We start from the raw sequence: 22,301 nt of genomic DNA, 5'->3' as shown, positions 1-22,301 counted from the left end.
TTCCTTCTTTCTCCCCTAAGGTAAACGCAGGAGAGAAAGATAAAAGAAAAAATTATGCTTCTTCTTTATTTAAATTAGATTCAATATAATCAATTGCTTCTTGGATCGTGGTAATTTTTTCAGCTTTTTCATCAGGAATTTCTGTTTCGAATTCTTCTTCAAGAGCCATAACTAATTCCACAGTATCTAAAGAATCCGCACCCAAGTCATCAACGAATGATGCATCATTCTTTAACTCTTCTTCTTTAACTCCTAATTGTTCAACAACAATTTTGCGAACACGCTCTTCAACTGTACTCATAACTTGATTTTCCTCTTTCGGTTGATAGAAATTTTAAAAACATTGATTCATTACTACTACACTACTCCCACTTAATTTTGATTGCTTGAGAAAGCAATTTATTCTTATTTGTTTCCAAATTGTTCATAAAACCTAACAATCCGTATATTGCCTTTGTCTTAATTATTTTTATTTTAAAGCAATATCTAAAAATCAAAAAACCAAAGTTAAATGGAAGTGGTATAGTTTATTCATTTATACAGATAACGCAAGTGCATTTAGTCCATATACATCCCGCCGTTGACATGAATTGTTTCACCTGTAATATATTTAGCACTTTCTGATGCCAAAAAGGCTACTGCTTCAGCTATATCTTGAGGCTCCCCCAGTTTTCGCATAGGAATTCTTTTTAACATTTCGTCCTTTACCATATCAGGTAATGCTGCGGTCATATCCGTATCAATAAATCCAGGTGCAACAACATTCACGGTAATACCTCTACTTCCAACTTCTTGAGCTAAAGATTTACTAAAGCCCACTACTCCAGCTTTGGCTGCAGTATAATTCACTTGCCCTGAGTTTCCGCTTGAACCCACAACTGACCCAATAGAAATAATTCGACCCCATCGTGCCCTAAACATAGACTTTATACAAATTTTAGACATTTTGTATATTGAATTCAAATTGGTTTCAATGACTTTGTACCATTCATCATCATCCATACGCAGCAGTAAATTATCGGAGGTGATACCCGCATTATTCACTAATATAGAAGGTGCTTGGTTTTCATGAATTAATTCGCCCACTACTTTTTCAATCTGCTCAGCATTTGTAACATCCAGAACCAGACCTTTTCCCGATAGTTTTTCTTTTTCAAAATAAGCATCAATCGATTGAGCACCTTGTTCCGTAGTGGCAGAGCCAAATACAAAAGCGCCTTGCTGGGCTAATTTAAGGGCTATAGCCTGACCTATTCCCCGGCTAGCACCTGTAACTAAGGCAATTTTTCCCTCTAAATTCATCGTTACTTTCCTCAAAAGAAAATGTTATTTAGGTTATGTCTTGGATACTTCTACTAAATAATCTTTAAATCCTGATTATTCCTGTATAAGGTTTATATTATGCAAATTGTTCTTCAATCTGATCCAGACTAATCGTATCGTATACACTTATCGTGTTTATACTTCTGTCTATTCTTTTAGTTAATCCGCTCAGCACTTTACCCGGGCCACACTCAAGAATAAGAGTAATACCCATCTTTTTAAATAATTGTATGGTTTCAACCCAGCGAACAGGACTATAAAGCTGTTCTGTCAATTTTTCCCGTATGTGTTCCTCGGAATGGTAGATACTTAAATCGACGTTGCTCACAACATCTACTTTTGGTTTACCAAATTCAATCTTAGCTAAATATTCTCCGAAAGATATTGCAGCTTCTGACAATAAGGGACAGTGGCAAGGAACACTTACGGGAATCACCTTAGCCAAACGAGCGCCAGCCTCTTCAGCCAAGCTTATAATTCTCGTTACTGCTGGAGAATGGCCTGCAACCACGACTTGGCCAATAGCATTGTAATTTGCAGGGGTCACAACTTCTTTATCATTACTGGCTTGAATACATAAGGCGCTTACTTGCTCATCAGTTAATCCAACAATTGCAGCCATAGCCCCTAAGCCCAAAGGTACTGCATTTTGCATGACTTGCCCTCTGTAGGCTACTAAGCATGCAGCATCAAATAAAGACAATGAATCAGCACACACCAATGCAGCATATTCACCCAGACTATGTCCCGCCATAATCATTGGCTGAGCCATTTCTTGCTGCATTAACACCCTAAATACAGCAACGTCAGCAGTGAGCATTGCAACTTGGGTATGCTCTGTTTGGTTTAACTTTTCTTCAGGTCCATGTTGAACAAGCTTCCATAGATCATAACCTACTGCTTCTGATGCTTCTGCAAATGTTTTGACAACAATAGGATATTGCAATTCAAAATCTGCTAACATACCTATTGATTGCGAACCTTGCCCAGGAAATACGAATGCTGTTTTTACCATTAGAAAAAACTCCGAACTAACAAATTTAATTCAATATTTATTTTAAATAAATGATTAATAACGAATCACCATAGCGCCCCAAGTCATTCCACCACCAAAAGACTCAATTAATAACAACTCGTCTCTTTTAATCTGATTGGTTCGAATAGAATGATCTAAAGCCAAAGGAATAGATGCAGCCGAGGTATTACCCTGGCTACCAATGGTAACAATGACTTGTGACATGGGCAGGTCAAGTTTTTTAGCAATGGCTTGAATAATACGCATATTGGCTTGATGAGGAATTAGCCATTGTATGTCTGATTTTTTTAATTGGCTCGCTTCTAATACTTCATCAACAACATCACCCATAATTTTTACGGCAATTTTAAAAACTTCATTACCACGCATCGTAATCGTAGCTCGTTGGTCATGAAATGTTGCATTACTAAGATTTAATAGCTTTTCTGCATCATAAGAGGCATGAATGACGCTTCCCATGACACCTTCTCTGTCACTGGCACTTAAAACCAAAGCGCCTGCTCCGTCACCAAACAATACGCAAGTTGCCCGATCAGTCCAGTCTACAGCCCTGGACATGCTCTCACTACCTATAACCAGTATATTTTGTGCTGCACCTGTCGCAATATACTGTTTTGCGATATCCATAACATAGACAAAACCACTACAGGCAGCGCCTACATCAAAAGCAGGTATGGGCCGTTTCATCTTTAAAGCGTGCTGTACATAGCAGGCTACACCTGGAAAAAAATGATCAGGGGTGCATGTTGCCACCAATATTAAATCAATTTCATCAGCATTCAGACTGGAAGCTTCCAAAGCCTGCTCAGCAGCTTTGGCCGCCATGTAAGAAGTAGTTTCATGAGGTTGCGCAATGCTACGACTGCTGATGCCAGTTCTTGAAACAATCCATTCATCACTGGTGTCTAGCATCGACTCAAGTTCGATATTGGTAAGTTGTTTTTCAGGAATATAACTTCCGGTACCACGTATTACAGCATTTTTCATAACAGCAATCCCTGATTTATAAAATCATTTATTTGTACACGAACCAAATCTATTACATTATTTTTTACTTCAAGTACCGCTTGCTCAATCGCATGTTGAAAGCCAAGCTCATTAGCACCGCCATGGCTTTTTACCACAATACCATTTAAACCAAGCATACTTGCACCATTATAACGGGAGGGGTCAAAGCGTTTTTTTAGATGTTTTAATGCCGGACGTGCAATTAATGCAGAAAGTTTGGTATACCAGGTTCTATTAAATGATTCCATAAGCAGACTTACGAAAAATTTAGCAAGACCTTCACTCGCTTTTAAAGCAACATTACCAACAAAGCCATCACAGACTACTAAATCTACGTCTCCAGTATAAAAATGATCGCCTTCTACATAGCCGACATAATTCATCACCTTGGATTCCGCGAGCATATGGGCGGTACGTTTTACTTGATCATTACCCTTCATCTCTTCAACGCCTATATTTAATAAGGCGATTTTAGGTTTGGCTTTATTCGCGACTGCCTGCACCAATGCAGATCCCATTACCGCGAATTGGAATAAATGTTCTGCGCAGGAGTCCACGTTGGCACCCAAATCGATAACCCACGTCCTACCGCGCATTGTTGGCAATTCAGATATAATTGCTGGTCTGTCTATCCCAGGTAAAGTCTTTAAAACATAACGTGCTGTGGCCATAAGGGCTCCAGTATTACCAGCACTAACGCAAGCCTGCGCCATTCCTTCTTTCACCAAATTAATTGCAACACGCATTGAAGAATCTTTTTTATTTCTTAAAGCATGCGAAGGCAATTCATCCATAGTCACCACTTCAGAAGCATGAACTATGGAAAATTGATTTGAGGATGCCATGCCCTGCTTTTTTAGAAAAGCTTCAATCTTGTCGTGAACTCCGACAAGAATAAGTTTCAAATCAGGATTACTTTTGGCCGCGCGAATACAGGCAGGAATCACAACATTCAAACCATGATCCCCACCCATCGCATCAATTGCAATGGTGATATTGTTCAAGAAAGTTACTCTTGTTCGTCTTCGTAAACGTTACCTGTGTCAATTACTTTTCTACCACGATAATAACCATCTTCTGTCATATGATGACGACGATGTGTTTCACCAGTAGTTGCATCAACAGAAAGGGTTGGTTTGGTCAAAGCATCATGCGAACGTCTCATATCACGGCGTGAGCGTGATTTTTTATTTTGTTGTACGGCCATTGTATTACTCCTAAACAAATTGCATTCATAAAGCGGGAATATTAGTGTTTATTAGATAAAATTTCAATAAAATTCATTTTTTCCAGCTAAAAATTGATTTATTTCACTGCTGCACTCATTAGTATTTGGATGAAATTGTGGGGCATAGAGATGTAACTCATCAATTAGCATATCTTCTAGACTTATTTGCAAGCTTGCAGAAACGATACATTCATAATGCTCCAATATCTGTTCTGCCCTTTCATCGGTACGACATACAGCAACTACTGTCATATTATCGTACGGAAAATGAAATTCGTCCATACAACGTTGGCATTGAATGGGTATTGCACCTTTCACGTGAAGATGTATTAGGTAAAAATCTTCTTTTGCTTCAACATGATAAGTAACATCCAACTGACAAGTAGAGATAATAAAATTTGGTAATCTTTCACTCAGGGTCATTGTTCTTTTTTGTTGACCTTGTTTTACCATTTCTTGTAAGTGCAGCATTATTGTCGTATCCTATAGTGTTAATTTTTAAAACATCTTTGAACAGTAGTTTGGAACAGATTTTCCCATACTGCCAATTAAGTTTGTACTTTTTTGTACCTCTACGCTCTTGAGGATAAGCCGAAAGAGATAGATTAATCCCCAAAATATATTTTTGGCTTAATTGCAGGTTTTGTCGGTCCATCCCATGCTATTGCATTGAGATAAAATATTAAGCGGTATCTAAATTTTATGAAAGCTAAAGTTATTGTTGGAATGTCGGGTGGCGTTGATTCCTCAGTTGCAGCTTGGTTGTTAAAAGAAGCTGGCTATGAAGTCGAAGGCTTGTTTATGAAAAACTGGGAACAAGACGACACGGAAGAATTTTGTCCTGCAGCTCTTGATTTAGCGGATGCTCAGGCTGTATGCAATCAATTACAAATCCCGCTGCACACGGTTAATTTCTCAGAAGATTATTGGCAAAGAGTTTTCACCCACTTTTTAAGTGAATATGAGAAAGGAAGAACACCTAATCCTGATGTATTATGCAATAAGGAAATCAAATTTAATGCCTTTCTAAATCATGCGTTAACCCTAGGCGCTGATTATATCGCTACGGGACATTATGCCAAAAATAAAATAGAAGGCGACATAGGACTTTTGTATAAAGCGAAGGATAGGGATAAAGATCAAACCTATTTTCTGCATGCTGTAGATCCTAAAGCTTTGTCTAAGACCCTATTTCCAGTCGGGGATTATACAAAACAAGAAATTAGAGCGTTGGCTAAAAAAATTGGCTTAGTGACCCAAGCGAAGAAGGATTCGACTGGTATTTGTTTTATTGGAGAGAAACGTTTTAAATCTTTTTTACAAGAGTTTATTTTAGCACGCCCAGGAGAGATAAAAAGCACCAGTGGCACAATTCTTGGCAAACATGATGGATTAATGTTTTATACTTTAGGGCAACGCCAGGGACTGGGTATTGGAGGCTTGCAAAACACCACTGATGATCCTTGGTATGTCGTCGATAAAGATATAGAAACCAACACCTTATATGTCGCCCAGGGAAGTCAACATCCTATGCTTTATGCACAAGGATTGATTTGCGGCCCCATTCATTGGTTGGCTGATCACAAGAATAATCTTCCCTTGACCTGTTATGCTAAAACAAGATACAGACAACCAGAGCAAGGCTGTATTGTTTCACCAGAAAATGAAAATCAGCATTACGTGATGTTTTCAAATCCGCAAAGAGCTATAACCCCAGGGCAGTATGTCGTTTTTTATGATAAAAATCAGTGCCTGGGAGGTGCTACTATTGAACAAATTATTCGATAATTACATTATAATTATATTAAATACCGGGAGTTAAAATGGCTGCTATCGATATATCCCCTACTACCAATGACATTCGCTTTTCTGTTAGTGCAGCAGACAAGGTAGCTGAACTAATCAAAGAAGAAGAAAATCCAAATTTAAATCTTCGTGTCTCCATTACAGGCGGAGGCTGCTCAGGATTTCAATATGGCTTTAGTTTTGATGAAGATATTAATGAAGATGACACCGTAGTTGTCCAATACTGCTCCGATGGTGTTTCTTCCGTAAGACTTCTCGTGGATTCCATGAGCTATCAATACCTTCATGATGCGGAAATTGATTATGTCCAGGGAATACAAGGGGAACAATTCGTTATTCGTAATCCAAATGCAAAAACTACTTGTGGATGCGGCTCATCCTTTAGTATTGATGATGAAGATGATAATTAAGTAGAAGATGCAATGAAATAAAGATGGTACCTCTTCATTGCATCTTTCTGTGAACATCTCAATAAGGTTTCACAATAACCTTTGTCCCGATTTTAATAAAATTATGGCTTAACCATTTTGCATCAGAAGGATACAGTCTGATACACCCGTGGCTTGCGTTATAACTGGGCACTTCATAAGAGCCATGAATTGCATAATATTTTGTAAAAAACATACAATATGGCATCGGAGATCCACCTTTTCCTACAGGATAACGAGAAGATTTACATCCTGGCCCCCCTTTGCTCCAAACTGTAAACACACCACTGGGTGTTTTACATCCGCGATGGATGTCGGGGCAATATTTTTTTCCTCCTGACCCATGTCCCGTTCGGACAACCTTGCCATTAGAGTCAATAGCTTTCCATGTATGGGTGTTGGGATTAAAAACAAATGTATTCGCTAAAGTCTTGGAAGAAAACAAAAGAGAAAAGAAGAATAAAAAGAATAAAAAATAAATCAATGGTGATAAAGAACTTTGTTTTTCCATAATGATTCCTAATTATTTATCCATCTTCTCCTTAATTTTAGTTCAATTATTGATCAATTCAAATTATTTAAAAAGCAATTTTTTAATATTTGTCCTACTATTAATGTTAGGATTATAAAAGGATATTCAATCATGACTAAACATTTGCTTGTTGCTTCTTCTATTATTTTGGGTTGTACATTTATCTCCTTCACGACATATGCTGAAGATACACCCAATAATACTGGGGCATCTTCTGCTAACTCAATGACTATCTCAAAGGATAGCTGGTTAAAATCAGTCACACCTTTGCTTCCTGATCTTATTTGCAAAGGATTTGAGAACGATCCTCAATTAAAAAAACATCTTGATGACATTAAAATGACTAACGAGAAATGCAAGGCTGCAATTCCGGAGAGTGTGAATAAATGTCAACAAGAGCTTTATAGTAAAATTCCAGATCAAATTAATTCAGACAGTGCCTCTGTATGGGGAAAATCTCTTGGAGAGTGTATTGGTAAAGATTTTGCAATTAAATACTTGATTCCAAAAAGCTAATCAGTTTCGATAATTCATTCTATGAACTGCTGCCGCGAATGTTCGCGGCATCTTTGCTTTTAGGTCTCATCCCAGTAATTGATACCTGATTTTTTACTGAGAAAATCGATAAAATCTTGATGTGACTCAAGCTCCTGTGTATTTGCAGACAAGACGACAGGATTTGATAAGCTAAGTGCTGCAATCTCCGAGGTTTTAACCCGAATTTGACTTGATGTCTCTTCCACTTCTGCAAATAAACTGGTTTGCCCTCCCGTCATTGCCAAATAGACGTAGGCAAGAATTTCCGCATCGAGCAAAGCGCCATGAAGCTCTCGATTAAAGTGGTCTATTCCAAATCGTTTGCATAAAGCATCCAGGCTATTGCGTTGACCCGGATATTTCTCGCGCGCTAAAACTAGAGTGTCAACAATATTGCAGTAATCTTCTAATTTTTTATTCCATTGAATCAATTTTAATTCGGAATTTAAAAATCCCACATCGAAAGGCGCATTATGTATAATTAATTCTGCACCGATAATAAACTTCCAAAATTCTTCAGCCATTTCTTCGAATAATGGCTTATCCTTTAAAAAATCATCACTTATCCCATGGACACGAAAAGCACCCTCGTCTACTTGCCGTTGGGGATTGAGATAAACGTGGAAATGATTCCCTGTTAATTTTCTATCGATTAACTCGACACACCCTATTTCAATAATCCGATGACCGTGCTCATGTCCTATACCTGTAGTTTCTGTATCTAATATAATCTGCCGCATCATCTACTCACCTAATTCTTCAATTGCCTGATTCGCTAAAGCATCAACCAAGTCGTTTTCTACATGGCCTGAATGCCCTTTAACCCAATGCCAGTTAATTTGATGAAGAGAAGCTAATTCATCTAAAATTTTCCAAAGATCTGCATTTTTTACAGGATCTTTTTTTGAGTTTTTCCAACCATTTTTTTTCCAGTTAGATAACCATTCCGTCATGCCCTGCCTTACATATTGAGAATCGGTATATAAATCTACGGCACAAGGACGTTTTAAGGCTTCCAACCCTTTTATCGCAGCCATCAATTCCATACGATTATTGGTGGTATGTGTTTCAGCGCCATAAAGCGTTTTTTCCTGGCCTTTATAGCGAAGCAATACCCCCCATCCTCCAGGTCCGGGGTTCCCCTTACATGCACCATCGGTATAAATTTTAACTGTCACTTTTCATCTCTATTTTTATCTCATAAGGGAAAGTTGAAATCTGCAAACTCACTTTTTAAAATTTTTTGTTTGATTGTTTCAATATCCGGTGCAAAAAATCGATCAGTATCATAAGCTGCAACATACGAGCGAACTCGCTGTAGTGCTTCTTCTAATAATGAAGATGATTTTAGCGGTCTATGGAATTCAATTCCCTGACTTGCTGCCAAGAGCTCAATAGCTAAAATGGTTGCGGTATTATCATTCATCTCCTGTAGACGTCTGGCAGCACTAGTGGCCATAGACACATGATCTTCCTGATTTGCTGAGGTGGGTAAACTATCGACGGAATGTGGGTGAGCAAGGGCTTTATTTGCACTAGCACAAGCAGCCGCGGTCACATGAGCAATCATAAATCCAGAATTTAAACCGCTTTCTTTAATTAGAAAAGCAGGTAACCCGCTAAAATTTTTATCAATAAGTAATGCAATCCTACGCTCTGCGTTTGCTCCTATTTCCGCTATTGCCAATGCAAGGTTATCCGCCAGCATAGCTACAATTTCCCCATGGAAATTGCCTCCCGAAAGGATTTGCTCCTGTTCACTAAAAACAAGTGGATTATCCGAAATGCCATTAACCTCGACTTGTAAAGTGTCTCTCACGAAACGAATTTGATGTAATATGGCACCCATAATTTGCGGTTGACATCTCAAAGAATAAGGATCCTGAACACGAGAGCAATCCCGATGTGCTTCACGAATTTCGCTCCCTTTTAATAATTCCCTATAAACATAAGCTACATCTCGTTGTGCCTGATGACCACGTACCCTTTGGATTCGATCATCAAATGGAACATCGCTTCCCATTGCCGCATCAATGGATAAAGCGCCTGCGACAAGAGCCGTTTCAAACAGGGTTTCTGTAGTAAATAAGGAGTTTAAAGCAATTGCGGTAGAGACTTGTAATCCATTCAGGAGGGCAAGACCTTCTTTTGCTTCCAAATCGATGGGCTTTAAACCTGCTATTTTCAAACCCTCAACAGCTGGAATTATTTTTCCCTGATAACGAACATTTCCAACACCCAATAGCGGTAAGGACATGTGCGCTAAAGGCGCTAAATCACCTGAAGCACCTACAGAACCCTTAGCAGGGATGCAAGGATATATCTTATAGTTAAATAAAGAAATTAATGCTTCAATGAGTTGCATCCGAACCCCAGAATATCCTTGAGCCAAGTTGTTAATTTTGAGCAGCAAAATTAAAGCAACAATGTCATCAGACAACAATTCGCCTGTCCCGCAAGCATGAGAAAGAACTATATTTTTTTGTAACTGTTTCAAATTTTCTTCTGGAATTGTCTGATTGGCTAATGATCCAAATCCTGTATTAATGCCATAAACAGTTTTTTTCTCTTGAATGACTTTCGTCACCATCTGATGGGATGCATGAATTGACTCAAGTGCTTCTTCAGCAAGAACACACGTTAGTTGCATGTTTAAAATATTTTTTATTTTCTGCAAGTCCAACTCGCCTGGATGAAGAATAAAGGGTTCTCGCATTAACTACTCTCCTTAAAGTATGTTGGGTTATAAACCCAACATGCGCTCACAATCAAATCTCTTATGGTAACAATTAAAATTAATCTCTAATTCAGGACTCCATGGGTAACCAAAGCGCGTTTTCTTTGGCACATTTTCTAGCAACTTGATAACCAGCATCTGCATGCCGCATTACGCCGGTTGCAGGATCATTATGAAGAACTCTGGACAATCGCAATGCTGCTTTTTCTGTACCGTCTGCAACAATAACGACACCAGCATGTTGCGAGAACCCCATACCTACCCCTCCTCCATGATGAATGCTAACCCAGGTTGCGCCACTGGCACAATTCAATAAAGCATTGAGTAATGGCCAGTCAGATACGGCATCGCTCCCATCCATCATTCCTTCAGTTTCTCGATTAGGGCTTGCTACGGAACCTGAGTCTAAATGATCCCTTCCTATGACAATAGGAGCTTTCACAGAGCCATTGCGCACCATCTCGTTAAAAGCTAAAGCCAAACGCGCACGATCTTTTAATCCCACCCAACATATTCGAGCAGGGAGCCCCTGAAAAGCTATCTTTTCCTTTGCCATATCTAACCAATGATGTAGATGTTTGTTGTCTGGAATTAACTTTTTCACCATTTCATCTGTGGCATAAATATCTTCAGGATCTCCTGATAAAGCAACCCATCTGAAAGGTCCAATGCCCTCGCAAAATAAAGGACGGATATAAGCAGGTACAAAGCCTTCGAAATCAAAGGCATTCTTTTCCCCTGCTTCAAAAGCCATTTGTCTTATATTGTTACCGTAATCAAAAACTGGAATGCCTTTTTTATGAAACTCAAGCATCGCATGGACTTGTGCAGCCATGGATTTCTTCGCAGCGATTACCACTTCTTCTGGAGCGGTTTCGCGTAAGCTTGCAGCTTTTTCGAGACTCCATCCTGCGGGGAGATAACCATTCAGTGGATCATGAGCACTGGTTTGATCCGTTACTAATGCCGGAGTTGCTCCTCTTTTAACTAATTCCGGAAAAATTTCCGCAGCATTACCTAAAACAGCGACAGATAACGGTGCTTTTTTCTTACAGGATTCATTTATCCAAGTTAATGCTTCATCCAAATTGCTAGTATAACGATCCAAATATTTGGTTTTAAGCCGTTTTTCTATCCGGGACATATCACATTCAATAGCCAAAACACTGGCTCCAGCCATTGTACCTGCTAATGGCTGCGCACCACCCATCCCTCCTAAACCACCAGTTAATATCCAACGACCTTCCAGAGTTCCGGAGTAATGTTTTTGTGCAGCCGCAACAAATGTTTCATAAGTGCCCTGGATAATTCCTTGCGAACCGATATATATCCAACTACCGGCAGTCATCTGTCCATACATCATCAAACCTTTTTTATCCAATTCATTGAAGTGTTCCCAATTAGCCCAGTGAGGGACTAAATTAGAATTGGCAATAAGTACTCGGGGTGCATCTTCATGAGTAGTGAAAATACCCACAGGTTTTCCAGATTGAATGAGTAAAGTTTGTTGCTCATTTAATTTTTTTAGGACATCGACAATCGCATCAAAACACGCCCAGTTACGAGCAGCTTTACCCATACCACCATATACAATAAGAGAGTCTGGATCTTCTGCAACGTCGGGATCAAGATTATTACACAACATGCGAAGTGCTGCTTCAGTCAACCAGCTTTTCGCCTGTTTTTCATTACCTCTGTTGGCTTTAATGACCCGGTGGGTTTTGAATTCTTCCATTAAGAATGCTCCGTTGCGAAACTAAAATATCGCATCATACACTAGAGCTATTTAGGAGCATAGAGATCGGATTAGGTTAGTGAATTTTTGCCTATAATATTTCTTCTATGGCTCAATTGAGCCCTAGATTCAATCCAGTTTCTCTCTGTTGAAAAAGGTTTAAAAAAAATTCTAAAAAACAAACTAGTGTTGTCGACATGCATAAAATATGAGGGGATGTCTGGGGGTGTTTTGAAAGAGAACACTCTGCCTATGATTCATCAAAAGGCTATGATATACTTTTTTTATGTCGACAATCCAATTAATCAAAGTGCACGCCAACTCTGAAAAACACCCTAAATCACTTCGTATTTTCTTTGCAACTGAAATGTGGGAACGATATGGCTTCTATGTAGTTCAATCACTCCTAGCACTTTATCTGGCATTACATTTTAAATGGCCAGACAAACAGGTTTATTCATTAGTCGGCTCTTTTACAGCTTTAACTTACCTTTCTCCTGTAGTAGGAGGATGGATTGCAGATAAATTAATCGGACAAAAACGCGCTGTTCTGTTAGGCGCCATTGTCCTTTTTTTAAGCTACTGCGTTTTATCATTAGTCGATAGTGCCATCATTTTAACAGCTTCTCTTGCTGCTATAGCAGTAGGAACGGGTTTATTAAAACCCAACATTTCTTCACTTTTAGGTAATGAGTATCTTATGAGCTCAGCACGACGAGAGAGTGGATTTACAATTTTTTACATGGGGATTACTACAGGTATTATCCTTGGCACTACTTTGCCCAGTATATTAAATGAGTATTTTGGCTGGGTTGCTTCCTTTACAAGTGCAGCGGTAGGTATGGTTGTCGCTTTTTTTGTTTTTTTATATGGTATTAAAAAATACAATATCAGAGATTATAATCCTTTTGTATTTCAATATAAAAAAATTATCGCAGCTGCTGTGCTCCTAATTTTTTTATGGTCATTGTCTTTCTATATATTAAACTCGCCCCAATTCGCCAATCTCATATTTGGACTTGTAGTTCTTTTCTCAGCGGCTTATATTTTATATTCTGTCAATAAAGAAAGTTCAAACCAATCACGGCAAACATTAGTCATTGGCTTGTTATGCGTCATTTCAGTTGTATTCTGGTCTTTCTATTTTCAAATGTTTATGTCCTTAACTTTATTTATTTCCCGTGTCGTAGAACCCACATTTTGCGGGATTCAATTTCCACCACCCTATTATGTAACGATTCAAAGTATAGGCATGCTCATCATTGGTTTCTTTTTGGCCAAGAAAAATCCTAAACTTAATTTAGCGGAACGTGGGCTAAGTATTGGTAAGAAATTCATATTTGCTATTTTTATAACCACCGCAGCTTATGCATTAATTGCCTTAGTCAGTAATTTTACTGATAAAACCACTTTACTCTCACCGCTGCTTATTATTCCACCCTATGTCATGTTTTCTTTGGCTGAGCTTCTTTTATCTCCAGTTGGGCTATCAGCAATAACACTTTTAGCAGATAAAAATAAAGTAAGTACTCTAATGGGTATCTTTTTTGTATCATTAGGCATCGGTGGATTTTTATCAGGAAAACTGGCTTCATTAACAGCGATTCCTTCAGGAGAGTCCAATATTGCGGTCTTGAAATCTCTTTATGCAGCAGCATTTACTCAACAGTTAGGAATACTGTTTATAGCTGCACTCGGTTGTCTTATTTTATTTGCTGTAATTAAATTTCTATTAACGCACGTGCATTTATCAGAATAATGGCCTCAAAAGAATCAATAAAATTTTTTTTTGATTTTAACCTATGTGGCTCATTGATTATTTCGTAGGTGATAAGGCGATAATTTCTTGATTACAAAGATAATTTTATTCTACGGGCAGACTTTAAATGTCAATGCGATACGAATAAATACTTGAGCCCTTTTTATATGATGAAAATACTGTTATATTCAGCGCTTTTTTATAAATGTTAAGCTTATTTATGTCCGATCAAAATCCAATATTGAATAAACTCTTACAATTGCTTGATGATAACCAGGCCATTGACGTCAAGGTAATTGATGTTCGTAAGCAGACAACCATCACTGACTACATGATTATTGCTTCTGGACGCGCCTCCCGGCATGTCAAAGCAATTGCCCAAAAATTAATGGAAGAAATGAAAATTACCGGTACTCCTGCTATAAATTGCACGGGATTGGAAACGGGAGATTGGGTTCTTATTGATTTTAGTGATTACATTGTGCATGTCATGCAACCCGAATACAGGGAGTATTATAATCTAGAGGGGTTGTGGGAAGATCACCCTAAAGATTAAAGCGATTCAAGAATTTATTATGTTAAAAATCACCATCATTGCCTTAGGGAGCAAAATGCCAGATTGGGTTAGTCAAGGGACTAATGAATATGCGAAACGGTTAAATGATGGTGTTCAGCTTAAAATAATAGAAATCCCATTAATTCGTCGAAGTAAATCCTCTGACCTGTTGCGTATATTAGAAAAAGAATCTGATCTCATTAGGGATGCCTTACCCAATAATGCATTCATCATTGCTTTGGATATTGAAGGGAAAATGTTTGGCAGCGAAGATTTGGCCCGTAAGATATCCCAGTTACAACAAACAAGCAGTCATTTGTGTTTTGTAATAGGTGGTCCTGAAGGATTGTCACAAAAAATACTTAAACTCTGTCATGAGCGGTGGTCTTTATCCAAACTGACCCTTCCCCATCCTGTTGTGCGCATTGTTCTAGCGGAAGCTTTATATAGAGCCTGGTCTATCATCAATCATCACCCATACCACAAATGATTTTGAACCTTGTCTATGTTTTGATTGTTAAAATAAGAACATTTTGAGGACATGTCTACGGACAAATAGATAGCCGTTTCCGGTGAAAAAGACCTGATAGCTCTGGGGCTAGAGTGCGGTTAGCCTATAGTAAACACAATAATTTTAAGTTACTATTCATTTTTTTGTCCAGCTGAACTGACTGTGCGTCAATGAGCCGAAATCAATCTTTTAAAAACTATCGATTAGAAACCCAACACCAACTTTTTAGAATTAACTTGTTGGTTGCTTTCCTTATTATTTTATCTTTAATCCTTGTTTTAAGGCTCGCATTTTTACAAATTTCTGAATTTAAAAAATATCAAACTTTATCTTTAAAAAATCAGATGAGCATTATCCCCATTGCTCCGCCTAGAGGGGTGATTCTGGATCGAAATGGGGTGTTGCTGGCTGAAAATATTCCTGTTTATGTCCTGGAGATTATTCCAGAGCACGTAAAAAATATGGATAAAACCTTATCGGAATTAAAAAAATTAATACCATCCATCAGCGATGAGGATATTAAAAATTTTAAACGAATCCGCAAACAAAATCGATCTTTTGTACCAATTCCTATTAAATTGAAACTAACTCAAGAGGAAGTCGCTCTTTTCGCAATTAATCAATATCATTTCCCTGGTGTCAGTATAAAGGCCCGGCTGATGCGACATTACCCCTTGGGCGAGATAACTGCTCATGTATTAGGATATGTTGGTAGGATAAATGTTGAAGAATTAAGAGCAGTAGATCCTACTAATTATCGCGCTACTAATTTTATTGGTAAGGCTGGAATCGAAAAATACTATGAAGACGTCCTCCATGGTAAAGTAGGCTATCAAATGGTGGAAACAGATGTCAGCGGACGAACGCTAAGAGTAGTTGATAAAATTTATCCTCATTCCGGGGCGAAGCTCTATTTGAGCATTGATATCAGACTTCAACAAGCAGCTTATGAGGCTCTTAAAGAAAAACGAGGTGCTGTCGTTCTCATTAATTCCAAAAATGGCGAAGTATTAGCCATGGTGAGTTCTCCGAGCTTTGATCCTAATATCTTTGTTGGGGGAGTCAGTTCTAAAGAATACAAGAAATTGTCCAATACCTTACAAAGACCGCTTTTTAATCGAGCTGTACGAGGGGTGTATCCTCCGGCATCAACAATTAAACCGTTTGTAGGGTTAGCAGGACTAGACAAAGGCTTTATTACTACGGCAACCACTATTTATGATCCTGGTAAATACAAACTTCCAACGGCAAGCCACATTTATAGGGACTGGAAAAAAACAGGCCATGGAATGATTAATTTTAAACGTGCGATAACCGTTTCCTGTGATACTTATTTTTATCAATTGGGAAATAAAATGGGTATTTCGAATATTGAAGACATGCTCGTAAAGTTTGGTTTGGGACATTTAAGCAATATTGATCTCTTTGAGGAAGCTTCGGGTATCGTACCCAGTTTGCGATGGAAAAAACAAACCAAAGGGGTTTCCTGGTATCCTGGAGATACCCTAATTACATCTATAGGCCAAGGCTTTATGTTGGCGACACCTTTGCAAATGGCTAACGCAACCGCTTCATTAAGCCAACATGGACGACGGTTTAGGCCTCATTTATTAACTAAAACTGTAAATAGCGACAGTGGCGAAATAAAGCATTATAAGCCGATGGAGGAATATCCCATTTACCTTAAAGATGAAGCAAATTGGGATATCGTTGCGGATGCAATGCACAATGTTTTAACGAGCAACGAAGGTACAGGATATCGATTTGGCCGCAACCCGCCTTATCCTGTTGCTGGCAAAACAGGTACAGCCCAAGTATTCAGTGGCAGACAATACGAAAAAACTAAATATGAGGACATTCCTGAGGCTTTAAGGGATAACTCTTTGTTTATCGCTTTCACGCCAGTCGAAGAACCAGAAATAGCACTCGCAGTCGTTGTAGAAAATGATGTAGCTGCCTCTACCGTAGCACGTAAGGTGCTTGATGCTTATTATCAACTTTATCCAATGAAATCTCATGAACAGAAGAAACAGTAAACCCGTATATCGTTTTACAGCAAAATCGCTCCATTTGGATTTTCCTTTGTTGGGATTGCTGCTTTTATTGATTAGTTTTGGCCTTTTAATTTTGTACAGTGCGTCTAATGCAAATTCAAGTATGATTTTGCGTCAATCGATGAGGCTCATTTTTGCATCTCTTATTATGATTGTGCTTGGATTTATTCCTCCTCACAAATATAAAATTTGGACTCCATGGATATACGGCATTGGTTTAACCTTACTGGTAGCTGTGATGCTTATGGGAAAAATAGGAAAAGGCGCTCAACGGTGGCTTGAGCTAGGATTGTTTCGATTTCAACCCTCTGAAATAATGAAACTAGCCGTCCCAATGATGGCTGCTTGGTATTTTGACCGTCAGGCACGTCCTAGTAGCTTTAAATCACTCATCGTTGCGGGACTCATAATCTGTATACCTGCACTACTCATTGCAAAACAGCCGGATTTAGGAACGGCAATAATGGTGGCAGCCGCAGGACTTTGCGTCGTTTTTTTAGCTGGAATTCGTTTCAAAATTATTTTGTTGCTTATCCTTTTAATTGGCTCAGCTATTCCGGTAGTTTGGCATGTCATGCACGATTATCAAAAACAACGCGTATATATGCTACTTGATCCAGAGCAAGACCCATTAGGCGCTGGATATCATATCATCCAGTCTAAAATTGCCATCGGGTCTGGTGGTCTTGCTGGCAAAGGTTGGTTACAAGGCAGCCAGTCCCACCTTAACTTCTTACCTGAACATGCTACAGATTTTATTTTTGCCGTTACCAGTGAGGAATTTGGCTTTGCCGGAGGGTTTGCCATTATTGCGCTTATTGTGATGATTTCTCTTAGAAGTCTCAATATCGCATCAAATGCACAAACAACCTATACGCGCCTATTAGCCGCAAGCCTTGCTATGTCCTTCTTTATGTCAGGATTTGTGAATATTGGTATGGTTATGGGAATTATACCGGTTGTAGGCATTCCTTTGCCTTTAGTGAGTTATGGGGGTACTGCAATGGTTACTTTTTTAGCCAGCTTTGGTCTTCTGATGTCCATCAGCTCCCATAAAATTTTATTCAATAGCCTGAACTAAATTCAAAAAGTTATTTATTTAGACTAGGGAAACAATTATCCAACTTGTAGTAATGAGGCTACGTGCTCAAAATTGCGACGGTGGATTTTGCATGGGCCAAGTCGAGTTAATGCCTCTCGATGAGCAACAGTCGCATATCCTTTATGATCAGCGAATCCATACCCTGGATATACAGCATCAAGCGCGACCATCTCAGCATCACGCAGTACTTTCGCAAGAATTGAAGCAGCGCTAATCGCAGGAATTAAATCATCACCTTGGACTATCGCCTTACAAGGTATGTTCAATAAAGGAGTGTGTTTGCCATCTACCAAAACTTGATTGGGTGAAATCGGTAAAGCTTCAACAGCACGCCTCATAGCGAGTAAAGTGGCATGATGGATATTTAAGGACTCAATTTCATCTACTTCAGCTCTTCCATAGGCGTAAGCAATAGCCTTTTCCTTTATTTGTATGGATAATAATTCTCTTTTTTTTGCAGTTAATTTTTTTGAATCCGCAAGGCCTTCTATAGGATCTCTTAAAATCACTGCAGCAGTGACCACTGCTCCAGCCAAAGGCCCTCGCCCTACTTCATCTACTCCAGCTATAAGCATAATATTTTTATTCCATTGGTTTAAAACAAGTGTGTTCATGGCATATAGGCGCTTATAATACTCTTTTGAAATTGATTTATCATCCAGGAAATGCGATCATTCGCACAAATAATATCCTTATATATGATTATAAATGAGTAAAATTCGTTGTGCAGTTATTGGTGTAGGTTATTTAGGTAGATTTCATGCACAAAAGTATCAACTTATTCCTGATGCAGAATTAGTTGGCGTTTGTGACTTAAATAAAGATGCAGTCCTTGCAGTAGCTCAGGAATTAGATGTTCCCGTCTATTACCATTATGAAGACTTGTTGAATCAAGTCGATGCGGTAAGCATAGCCGCAACAACCTGCAAACATTTTGAAATTGCTAAAGCCTTTTTAGAGCATGGCGTCCATGTTTTAGTTGAAAAACCGATTACTGAAACGGTTGCTCAAGCCAAGGAATTGATTACTCTTGCAAGAAAACATAACCTTAAATTACAAGTGGGGCACCTTGAGCGCTTTAACTCAGCACGATTGGCATTAGATGAGTATTTAGATTCCCCTTTATTTATAGAATCAGAACGATTGGCTCCCTTCAAGCCACGCGGCGCTGATGTGAATGTCATACTTGATGTGATGATTCATGACATAGACTTAATTCAAAATATGGTTAAGAGTCCTATTGTTTCTATTCTGGCCCAAGGGACACCCATACTCACTAAGGCAATTGACATAGCCAACGCGCGCATTACATTTGCCAATCATTGCGTGGCGAATCTTACAGCAAGTAGGGTGAGTTTCAAATCCGAACGTAAAACCAGAATATTTCAAAAAAACTCCTATCTTTCAATTGACTACCAAAGCAAAAAACTTGCTGTATTTAAAAAAGGCACTGGTGAAATGTTTCCTGGGGTTCCTGACATCATACGCGCAGAAAAAGAGTATGAACAAGGAGATGCATTATATGAAGAAATCAAATCTTTCCTTCAATGCATCCAAAATGATTCTACCCCCCTGGTTACTGGTGAAGATGGACTTCATGCATTGGATGTTGCAGAAACCATCACTTCCCTTATTCAAAATAACTTAATTGAGCACCATGAAAAAATCTAAGCGTGTTGTCATCATTGCTGGTGAGGAATCGGGCGATATCCATGCATCTACATTGATTCATCAGTTAAAGTCAGCTTACCCAAATATTGAAATCAGTGGAATTGGTGGCCGTAATATGAAAGAAGCCGGTGCTGAGGTCATCTCCGATTTAGCTCATCTTGGGGTAACAGGACTTACAGCAGTGATTCGGAATATTAATGTTATTCGTAAAGCATTCCAGTCAATTAAGGAACATTTAATCAAACAAAAACCGGATTTGCTCATCCTTGTAGATTATCCAGGTTTTAATTTAAGACTTGCGAAGTTCGCAAAGCAAAAGCTAGGCATTTCAATCCTATACTACATCAGCCCACAAATTTGGGCCTGGAAGGCAAATCGCATAGTGACGATAAAAAAATGCATTGACCGAATGGCTGTCATTCTGCCTTTTGAAAAAATTTTATATGAAAAAGCCAAGGTTCCTGTTAATTTTGTCGGGCATCCGTTGATAAATAAAGTAGCCTCTGTGGGAGAATGCCAGGCATTTCGTACCACTTTAGGACTCCCTCAAGAGGCTAATATTTTTGCCTTGCTTCCGGGTAGTCGGAATAACGAAATAAAATACCATATGCCAGTATTGCGGGATACCGCCCTGAATCTTCAGCAACGTTATCCAAATTTACACTTTGTAATTCCTATTGCAGATAACATTAAACCGGAAAAAATTAAACAATATTTCTCGAGGGTTAATTTGCCAATTAGCTTTGTACAAGGACAAGCCCTAAGCTGTATGGCCGCTGCTAATTTTGTTATCGTTGCTTCAGGTACGGCATCTCTTGAGTGTGCCCTCCTCAAGAAACCCATGTGTATCATTTATAAATCTTCTTTTCTTTCCTATGTTTTGGCAATGAGATTTATTCGAGTGAAATATTTCGGTTTATGTAATCTTCTGGCTAATCGAATGATCGTCCCAGAATTCCTTCAATACGATTGCAATGCCCATGAATTAACACGCTATGTAGATTATTTTTTTAACGATCCCAGCCAACCATCAAAAATGATTTCTCATTTAAATGAAGTTAAAAATTCCTTGTCCTCAGAAAAATCTGACCGCTCTTTATTTAATCTTGTGGTGGATGAATTGCTCGAAAAAAATGCATAGTTTTCTCTTAAAAATATAGAATCTCATTTGTCCTTCATGTACAATTAATTTTGCTTTCATTTTGAATGTAAGCAATTGGAATGTGTGATTTAATTAATAATAAGGAAGTTTAAGATGACTGTCATAGAAACACCTGAAACTACTCTAAGTATTACTAAACAAGATCAAGGTTTACAAGATTTAGTCTATAGTTTAGTAACTCGTTTTCTTGCTGAAAACAAGAACAAAAGCATTGATGATCTTTATGATATGATATTATCTGAGGTTGAACCTCCTTTATTGCAAGCAGTGATGGAAAAGCGTCGAGGCAATCAGCTGCAAGCTGCGAAGATGTTAGGCATTAGTCGCGGTACAATTCGAAAAAAACTCCAAAGATATTTTGGAACTAAATACTTCCGTTTAACGGATGAATAAAACTATTGAAAATGGAAATTTCATTCAAAGGCTCGATATTCGAGCCTTTTTTCTTGGATTAGGATAATATCATACAATGAAAAAAATTATATCTTTCATTTCATTAATCCCTCTTTTACTCTCTGCTTGTGTTGTTCATAAACCTGATGTGATTGCAGATGATGCAGGCAATTTGCATTACACCACTCCCTATATGGAGGATTCTCGCGGAAGAAATATATTTCCAATGAAGCGTGAAGTACATGGTAAAAAATTATTTATTTTTGATCCCAAAGAATATGCTTGGGCAGCTTACGATGCAAATGGAAACAGAGTGATGACAGGAAGTGCTTCCGGTGGTATGGATTATTGTGAAGACATTCATGAATCTTGTCGTACAGTTACAGGAACTTATCATGTATTCAATAAAAAAGGGGCAGAATGTAAATCTAACGAATACCCTATTGCACGTGATGGACATGTAGTTGGAGGGGCCAAAATGCCTTATTGCATGCACTTTCATGATGGCTACGCCATCCATGCTGCTTATGAAGTACCTAAATCGAACAGCAGTCATGGCTGCATTCGCGTTTTACCAGGAGCAGCGAAATGGCTAAATGAACATTTTATTGATGTTGGGACAACTGTATTGGTTCTTCCGTACAAATAATACTGCTGGAGTAAAAACTGCACCAAAAAGAAAAGCAATTGATGCAGAGGGCTGAGATAAGCTATCTAATTTAT

General features: G+C 38.5%; 25 protein-coding genes. 12 read left to right on the top strand and 13 right to left on the bottom strand.

Features of this window, described 5'->3' with window-relative positions; all coding sequences use genetic code 11:
• Window positions 1-52 precede the first annotated feature (52 nt).
• From acpP to BU07_RS0109545, 7 genes are all read right to left on the bottom strand, one after another.
• Window positions 53-301: an acyl carrier protein gene (gene acpP / locus BU07_RS0109575; RefSeq protein ID WP_003631752.1), complete on the bottom strand. Its 249-nt coding sequence runs from the start codon at window positions 299-301 to the stop codon at window positions 53-55.
• 257 nt (window positions 302-558) lie between these two features.
• On the bottom strand, window positions 559-1,302 hold the full coding sequence (fabG, locus tag BU07_RS0109570) for a 3-oxoacyl-ACP reductase FabG (protein WP_031565521.1): 744 nt from the start codon (window positions 1,300-1,302) through the stop codon (window positions 559-561).
• Window positions 1,303-1,399: 97 nt separating this feature from the next.
• On the bottom strand, window positions 1,400-2,338 hold the full coding sequence (gene fabD, locus BU07_RS0109565) for an ACP S-malonyltransferase (protein ID WP_031565519.1): 939 nt from the start codon (window positions 2,336-2,338) through the stop codon (window positions 1,400-1,402).
• A 54-nt stretch (window positions 2,339-2,392) separates the two neighbouring features.
• Entirely contained in the window at window positions 2,393-3,346 is a 954-nt protein-coding gene (locus BU07_RS0109560) for a beta-ketoacyl-ACP synthase III (protein WP_031565518.1), read from the bottom strand.
• A complete protein-coding gene (plsX, locus tag BU07_RS0109555) occupies window positions 3,343-4,371 on the bottom strand; it encodes a phosphate acyltransferase PlsX (RefSeq protein WP_031565516.1) in 1,029 nt (342 codons plus the stop codon). Before plsX ends, BU07_RS0109560 begins: the two co-directional genes overlap by 4 nt.
• Before the next feature lie 5 nt (window positions 4,372-4,376).
• Window positions 4,377-4,574, bottom strand: coding sequence for a 50S ribosomal protein L32 (gene rpmF / locus BU07_RS0109550; RefSeq protein ID WP_031565514.1), 198 nt, complete (start codon window positions 4,572-4,574; stop codon window positions 4,377-4,379).
• Window positions 4,575-4,637: 63 nt separating this feature from the next.
• Window positions 4,638-5,066 carry a YceD family protein gene (locus BU07_RS0109545; RefSeq protein ID WP_031565513.1) on the bottom strand — a complete coding sequence of 143 codons (429 nt, stop codon included), beginning with the start codon at window positions 5,064-5,066 and terminating at the stop codon, window positions 4,638-4,640.
• A 231-nt stretch (window positions 5,067-5,297) separates the two neighbouring features.
• Here BU07_RS0109545 and mnmA point away from each other — a divergent pair, with 231 nt between their 5' ends.
• Together mnmA and erpA are read left to right on the top strand one after the other, a co-directional pair.
• A complete protein-coding gene (gene mnmA, locus BU07_RS0109540) occupies window positions 5,298-6,383 on the top strand; it encodes a tRNA 2-thiouridine(34) synthase MnmA (protein ID WP_031565510.1) in 1,086 nt (361 codons plus the stop codon).
• Between the two features lie 35 nt (window positions 6,384-6,418).
• Window positions 6,419-6,811, top strand: coding sequence for an iron-sulfur cluster insertion protein ErpA (erpA, locus tag BU07_RS0109535; RefSeq protein ID WP_031565508.1), 393 nt, complete (start codon window positions 6,419-6,421; stop codon window positions 6,809-6,811).
• A gap of 58 nt (window positions 6,812-6,869) precedes the next feature.
• Here erpA and BU07_RS0109530 read toward each other — a convergent pair whose 3' ends face one another.
• A complete protein-coding gene (locus BU07_RS0109530) occupies window positions 6,870-7,340 on the bottom strand; it encodes a L,D-transpeptidase (protein WP_031565506.1) in 471 nt (156 codons plus the stop codon).
• A 132-nt stretch (window positions 7,341-7,472) separates the two neighbouring features.
• On the opposite strand from BU07_RS0109530, the gene BU07_RS0109525 reads away from it, so the two are divergent.
• Window positions 7,473-7,877 (top strand): hypothetical protein, encoded by a 405-nt coding sequence (locus BU07_RS0109525; protein WP_031565505.1) that lies wholly within the window; start codon window positions 7,473-7,475, stop codon window positions 7,875-7,877.
• Window positions 7,878-7,936: 59 nt separating this feature from the next.
• Here the strand turns inward: BU07_RS0109525 and dnaQ are convergent, their stop codons facing one another.
• The 4 genes from dnaQ to hutU all read right to left on the bottom strand — a co-directional run bounded on the left by dnaQ (window position 7,937) and on the right by hutU (window position 12,370).
• Window positions 7,937-8,638, bottom strand: coding sequence for a DNA polymerase III subunit epsilon (gene dnaQ / locus BU07_RS0109520; protein WP_031565503.1), 702 nt, complete (start codon window positions 8,636-8,638; stop codon window positions 7,937-7,939).
• Window positions 8,639-8,641: 3 nt separating this feature from the next.
• Window positions 8,642-9,076, bottom strand: coding sequence for a ribonuclease HI (gene rnhA, locus BU07_RS0109515; RefSeq protein ID WP_031565502.1), 435 nt, complete (start codon window positions 9,074-9,076; stop codon window positions 8,642-8,644).
• A 20-nt stretch (window positions 9,077-9,096) separates the two neighbouring features.
• On the bottom strand, window positions 9,097-10,614 hold the full coding sequence (hutH, locus tag BU07_RS0109510) for a histidine ammonia-lyase (protein WP_031565501.1): 1,518 nt from the start codon (window positions 10,612-10,614) through the stop codon (window positions 9,097-9,099).
• A 91-nt stretch (window positions 10,615-10,705) separates the two neighbouring features.
• Complete coding sequence (gene hutU / locus BU07_RS0109505; RefSeq protein ID WP_031565499.1) at window positions 10,706-12,370, bottom strand: urocanate hydratase; 1,665 nt, start codon at window positions 12,368-12,370, stop codon at window positions 10,706-10,708.
• 286 nt (window positions 12,371-12,656) lie between these two features.
• Between hutU and BU07_RS0109500 the strand changes: the two genes are divergently transcribed.
• From BU07_RS0109500 to rodA, 5 genes are all read left to right on the top strand, one after another.
• On the top strand, window positions 12,657-14,129 hold the full coding sequence (locus BU07_RS0109500; RefSeq protein ID WP_051635527.1) for a peptide MFS transporter: 1,473 nt from the start codon (window positions 12,657-12,659) through the stop codon (window positions 14,127-14,129).
• 220 nt (window positions 14,130-14,349) lie between these two features.
• Window positions 14,350-14,685, top strand: coding sequence for a ribosome silencing factor (gene rsfS / locus BU07_RS0109495; RefSeq protein ID WP_031565496.1), 336 nt, complete (start codon window positions 14,350-14,352; stop codon window positions 14,683-14,685).
• A 19-nt stretch (window positions 14,686-14,704) separates the two neighbouring features.
• Window positions 14,705-15,175 carry a 23S rRNA (pseudouridine(1915)-N(3))-methyltransferase RlmH gene (rlmH, locus tag BU07_RS0109490; protein WP_031565494.1) on the top strand — a complete coding sequence of 157 codons (471 nt, stop codon included), beginning with the start codon at window positions 14,705-14,707 and terminating at the stop codon, window positions 15,173-15,175.
• Between the two features lie 191 nt (window positions 15,176-15,366).
• Window positions 15,367-17,232 (top strand): penicillin-binding protein 2, encoded by a 1,866-nt coding sequence (gene mrdA / locus BU07_RS0109485; RefSeq protein WP_031565492.1) that lies wholly within the window; start codon window positions 15,367-15,369, stop codon window positions 17,230-17,232.
• Entirely contained in the window at window positions 17,213-18,331 is a 1,119-nt protein-coding gene (gene rodA / locus BU07_RS0109480) for a rod shape-determining protein RodA (protein ID WP_031565491.1), read from the top strand. The genes mrdA and rodA overlap by 20 nt, the downstream gene beginning before the upstream one ends.
• Before the next feature lie 35 nt (window positions 18,332-18,366).
• On the opposite strand, the gene rnhB is transcribed toward rodA, so the two are convergent.
• Window positions 18,367-18,927: a ribonuclease HII gene (gene rnhB / locus BU07_RS0109475; protein ID WP_035899090.1), complete on the bottom strand. Its 561-nt coding sequence runs from the start codon at window positions 18,925-18,927 to the stop codon at window positions 18,367-18,369.
• A 133-nt stretch (window positions 18,928-19,060) separates the two neighbouring features.
• Here rnhB and BU07_RS0109470 point away from each other — a divergent pair, with 133 nt between their 5' ends.
• The 4 genes from BU07_RS0109470 to BU07_RS0109455 all read left to right on the top strand — a co-directional run bounded on the left by BU07_RS0109470 (window position 19,061) and on the right by BU07_RS0109455 (window position 22,227).
• Window positions 19,061-20,023, top strand: coding sequence for a Gfo/Idh/MocA family protein (locus BU07_RS0109470; RefSeq protein ID WP_031565488.1), 963 nt, complete (start codon window positions 19,061-19,063; stop codon window positions 20,021-20,023).
• Window positions 20,010-21,164 (top strand): lipid-A-disaccharide synthase, encoded by a 1,155-nt coding sequence (lpxB, locus tag BU07_RS0109465; RefSeq protein ID WP_031565486.1) that lies wholly within the window; start codon window positions 20,010-20,012, stop codon window positions 21,162-21,164. The genes BU07_RS0109470 and lpxB overlap by 14 nt, the downstream gene beginning before the upstream one ends.
• A 114-nt stretch (window positions 21,165-21,278) precedes the next feature.
• Window positions 21,279-21,578 (top strand): helix-turn-helix domain-containing protein, encoded by a 300-nt coding sequence (locus BU07_RS0109460; protein ID WP_031565484.1) that lies wholly within the window; start codon window positions 21,279-21,281, stop codon window positions 21,576-21,578.
• A gap of 76 nt (window positions 21,579-21,654) precedes the next feature.
• Window positions 21,655-22,227: a L,D-transpeptidase gene (locus BU07_RS0109455; protein WP_031565482.1), complete on the top strand. Its 573-nt coding sequence runs from the start codon at window positions 21,655-21,657 to the stop codon at window positions 22,225-22,227.
• Window positions 22,228-22,301: the final 74 nt, after the last annotated feature.

This window comes from Legionella wadsworthii DSM 21896 = ATCC 33877 (assembly GCF_000701265.1).
GTDB classification, from domain to species: Bacteria; Pseudomonadota; Gammaproteobacteria; order Legionellales; family Legionellaceae; genus Legionella; species Legionella wadsworthii.
The sequence above is the reverse complement of the archived record's forward strand: the minus strand, read 5'-3'. Positions and strand labels throughout refer to the sequence as shown.

Bases quoted from the DNA above. Each gene is read 5' to 3' on its own strand.
- acpP (WP_003631752.1), bottom strand. From the start codon at position 301: ATGAGTACAGTTGAAGAGCGTGTTCGCAAAATTGTTGTTGAACAATTA.
- fabG (WP_031565521.1), bottom strand. From the start codon at position 1,302: ATGAATTTAGAGGGAAAAATTGCCTTAGTTACAGGTGCTAGCCGGGGA.
- fabD (WP_031565519.1), bottom strand. From the start codon at position 2,338: ATGGTAAAAACAGCATTCGTATTTCCTGGGCAAGGTTCGCAATCAATA.
- BU07_RS0109560 (WP_031565518.1), bottom strand. From the start codon at position 3,346: ATGAAAAATGCTGTAATACGTGGTACCGGAAGTTATATTCCTGAAAAA.
- rpmF (WP_031565514.1), bottom strand. From the start codon at position 4,574: ATGGCCGTACAACAAAATAAAAAATCACGCTCACGCCGTGATATGAGA.
- BU07_RS0109545 (WP_031565513.1), bottom strand. From the start codon at position 5,066: ATGCTGCACTTACAAGAAATGGTAAAACAAGGTCAACAAAAAAGAACA.
- mnmA (WP_031565510.1), top strand. From the start codon at position 5,298: ATGAAAGCTAAAGTTATTGTTGGAATGTCGGGTGGCGTTGATTCCTCA.
- erpA (WP_031565508.1), top strand. From the start codon at position 6,419: ATGGCTGCTATCGATATATCCCCTACTACCAATGACATTCGCTTTTCT.
- BU07_RS0109530 (WP_031565506.1), bottom strand. From the start codon at position 7,340: ATGGAAAAACAAAGTTCTTTATCACCATTGATTTATTTTTTATTCTTT.
- BU07_RS0109525 (WP_031565505.1), top strand. From the start codon at position 7,473: ATGACTAAACATTTGCTTGTTGCTTCTTCTATTATTTTGGGTTGTACA.
- dnaQ (WP_031565503.1), bottom strand. From the start codon at position 8,638: ATGCGGCAGATTATATTAGATACAGAAACTACAGGTATAGGACATGAG.
- hutH (WP_031565501.1), bottom strand. From the start codon at position 10,614: ATGCGAGAACCCTTTATTCTTCATCCAGGCGAGTTGGACTTGCAGAAA.
- hutU (WP_031565499.1), bottom strand. From the start codon at position 12,370: ATGGAAGAATTCAAAACCCACCGGGTCATTAAAGCCAACAGAGGTAAT.
- BU07_RS0109500 (WP_051635527.1), top strand. From the start codon at position 12,657: ATGTCGACAATCCAATTAATCAAAGTGCACGCCAACTCTGAAAAACAC.
- rsfS (WP_031565496.1), top strand. From the start codon at position 14,350: ATGTCCGATCAAAATCCAATATTGAATAAACTCTTACAATTGCTTGAT.
- rlmH (WP_031565494.1), top strand. From the start codon at position 14,705: ATGTTAAAAATCACCATCATTGCCTTAGGGAGCAAAATGCCAGATTGG.
- mrdA (WP_031565492.1), top strand. From the start codon at position 15,367: ATGAGCCGAAATCAATCTTTTAAAAACTATCGATTAGAAACCCAACAC.
- rodA (WP_031565491.1), top strand. From the start codon at position 17,213: ATGAACAGAAGAAACAGTAAACCCGTATATCGTTTTACAGCAAAATCG.
- rnhB (WP_035899090.1), bottom strand. From the start codon at position 18,927: ATGCTTATAGCTGGAGTAGATGAAGTAGGGCGAGGGCCTTTGGCTGGA.
- BU07_RS0109470 (WP_031565488.1), top strand. From the start codon at position 19,061: ATGAGTAAAATTCGTTGTGCAGTTATTGGTGTAGGTTATTTAGGTAGA.
- lpxB (WP_031565486.1), top strand. From the start codon at position 20,010: ATGAAAAAATCTAAGCGTGTTGTCATCATTGCTGGTGAGGAATCGGGC.
- BU07_RS0109460 (WP_031565484.1), top strand. From the start codon at position 21,279: ATGACTGTCATAGAAACACCTGAAACTACTCTAAGTATTACTAAACAA.
- BU07_RS0109455 (WP_031565482.1), top strand. From the start codon at position 21,655: ATGAAAAAAATTATATCTTTCATTTCATTAATCCCTCTTTTACTCTCT.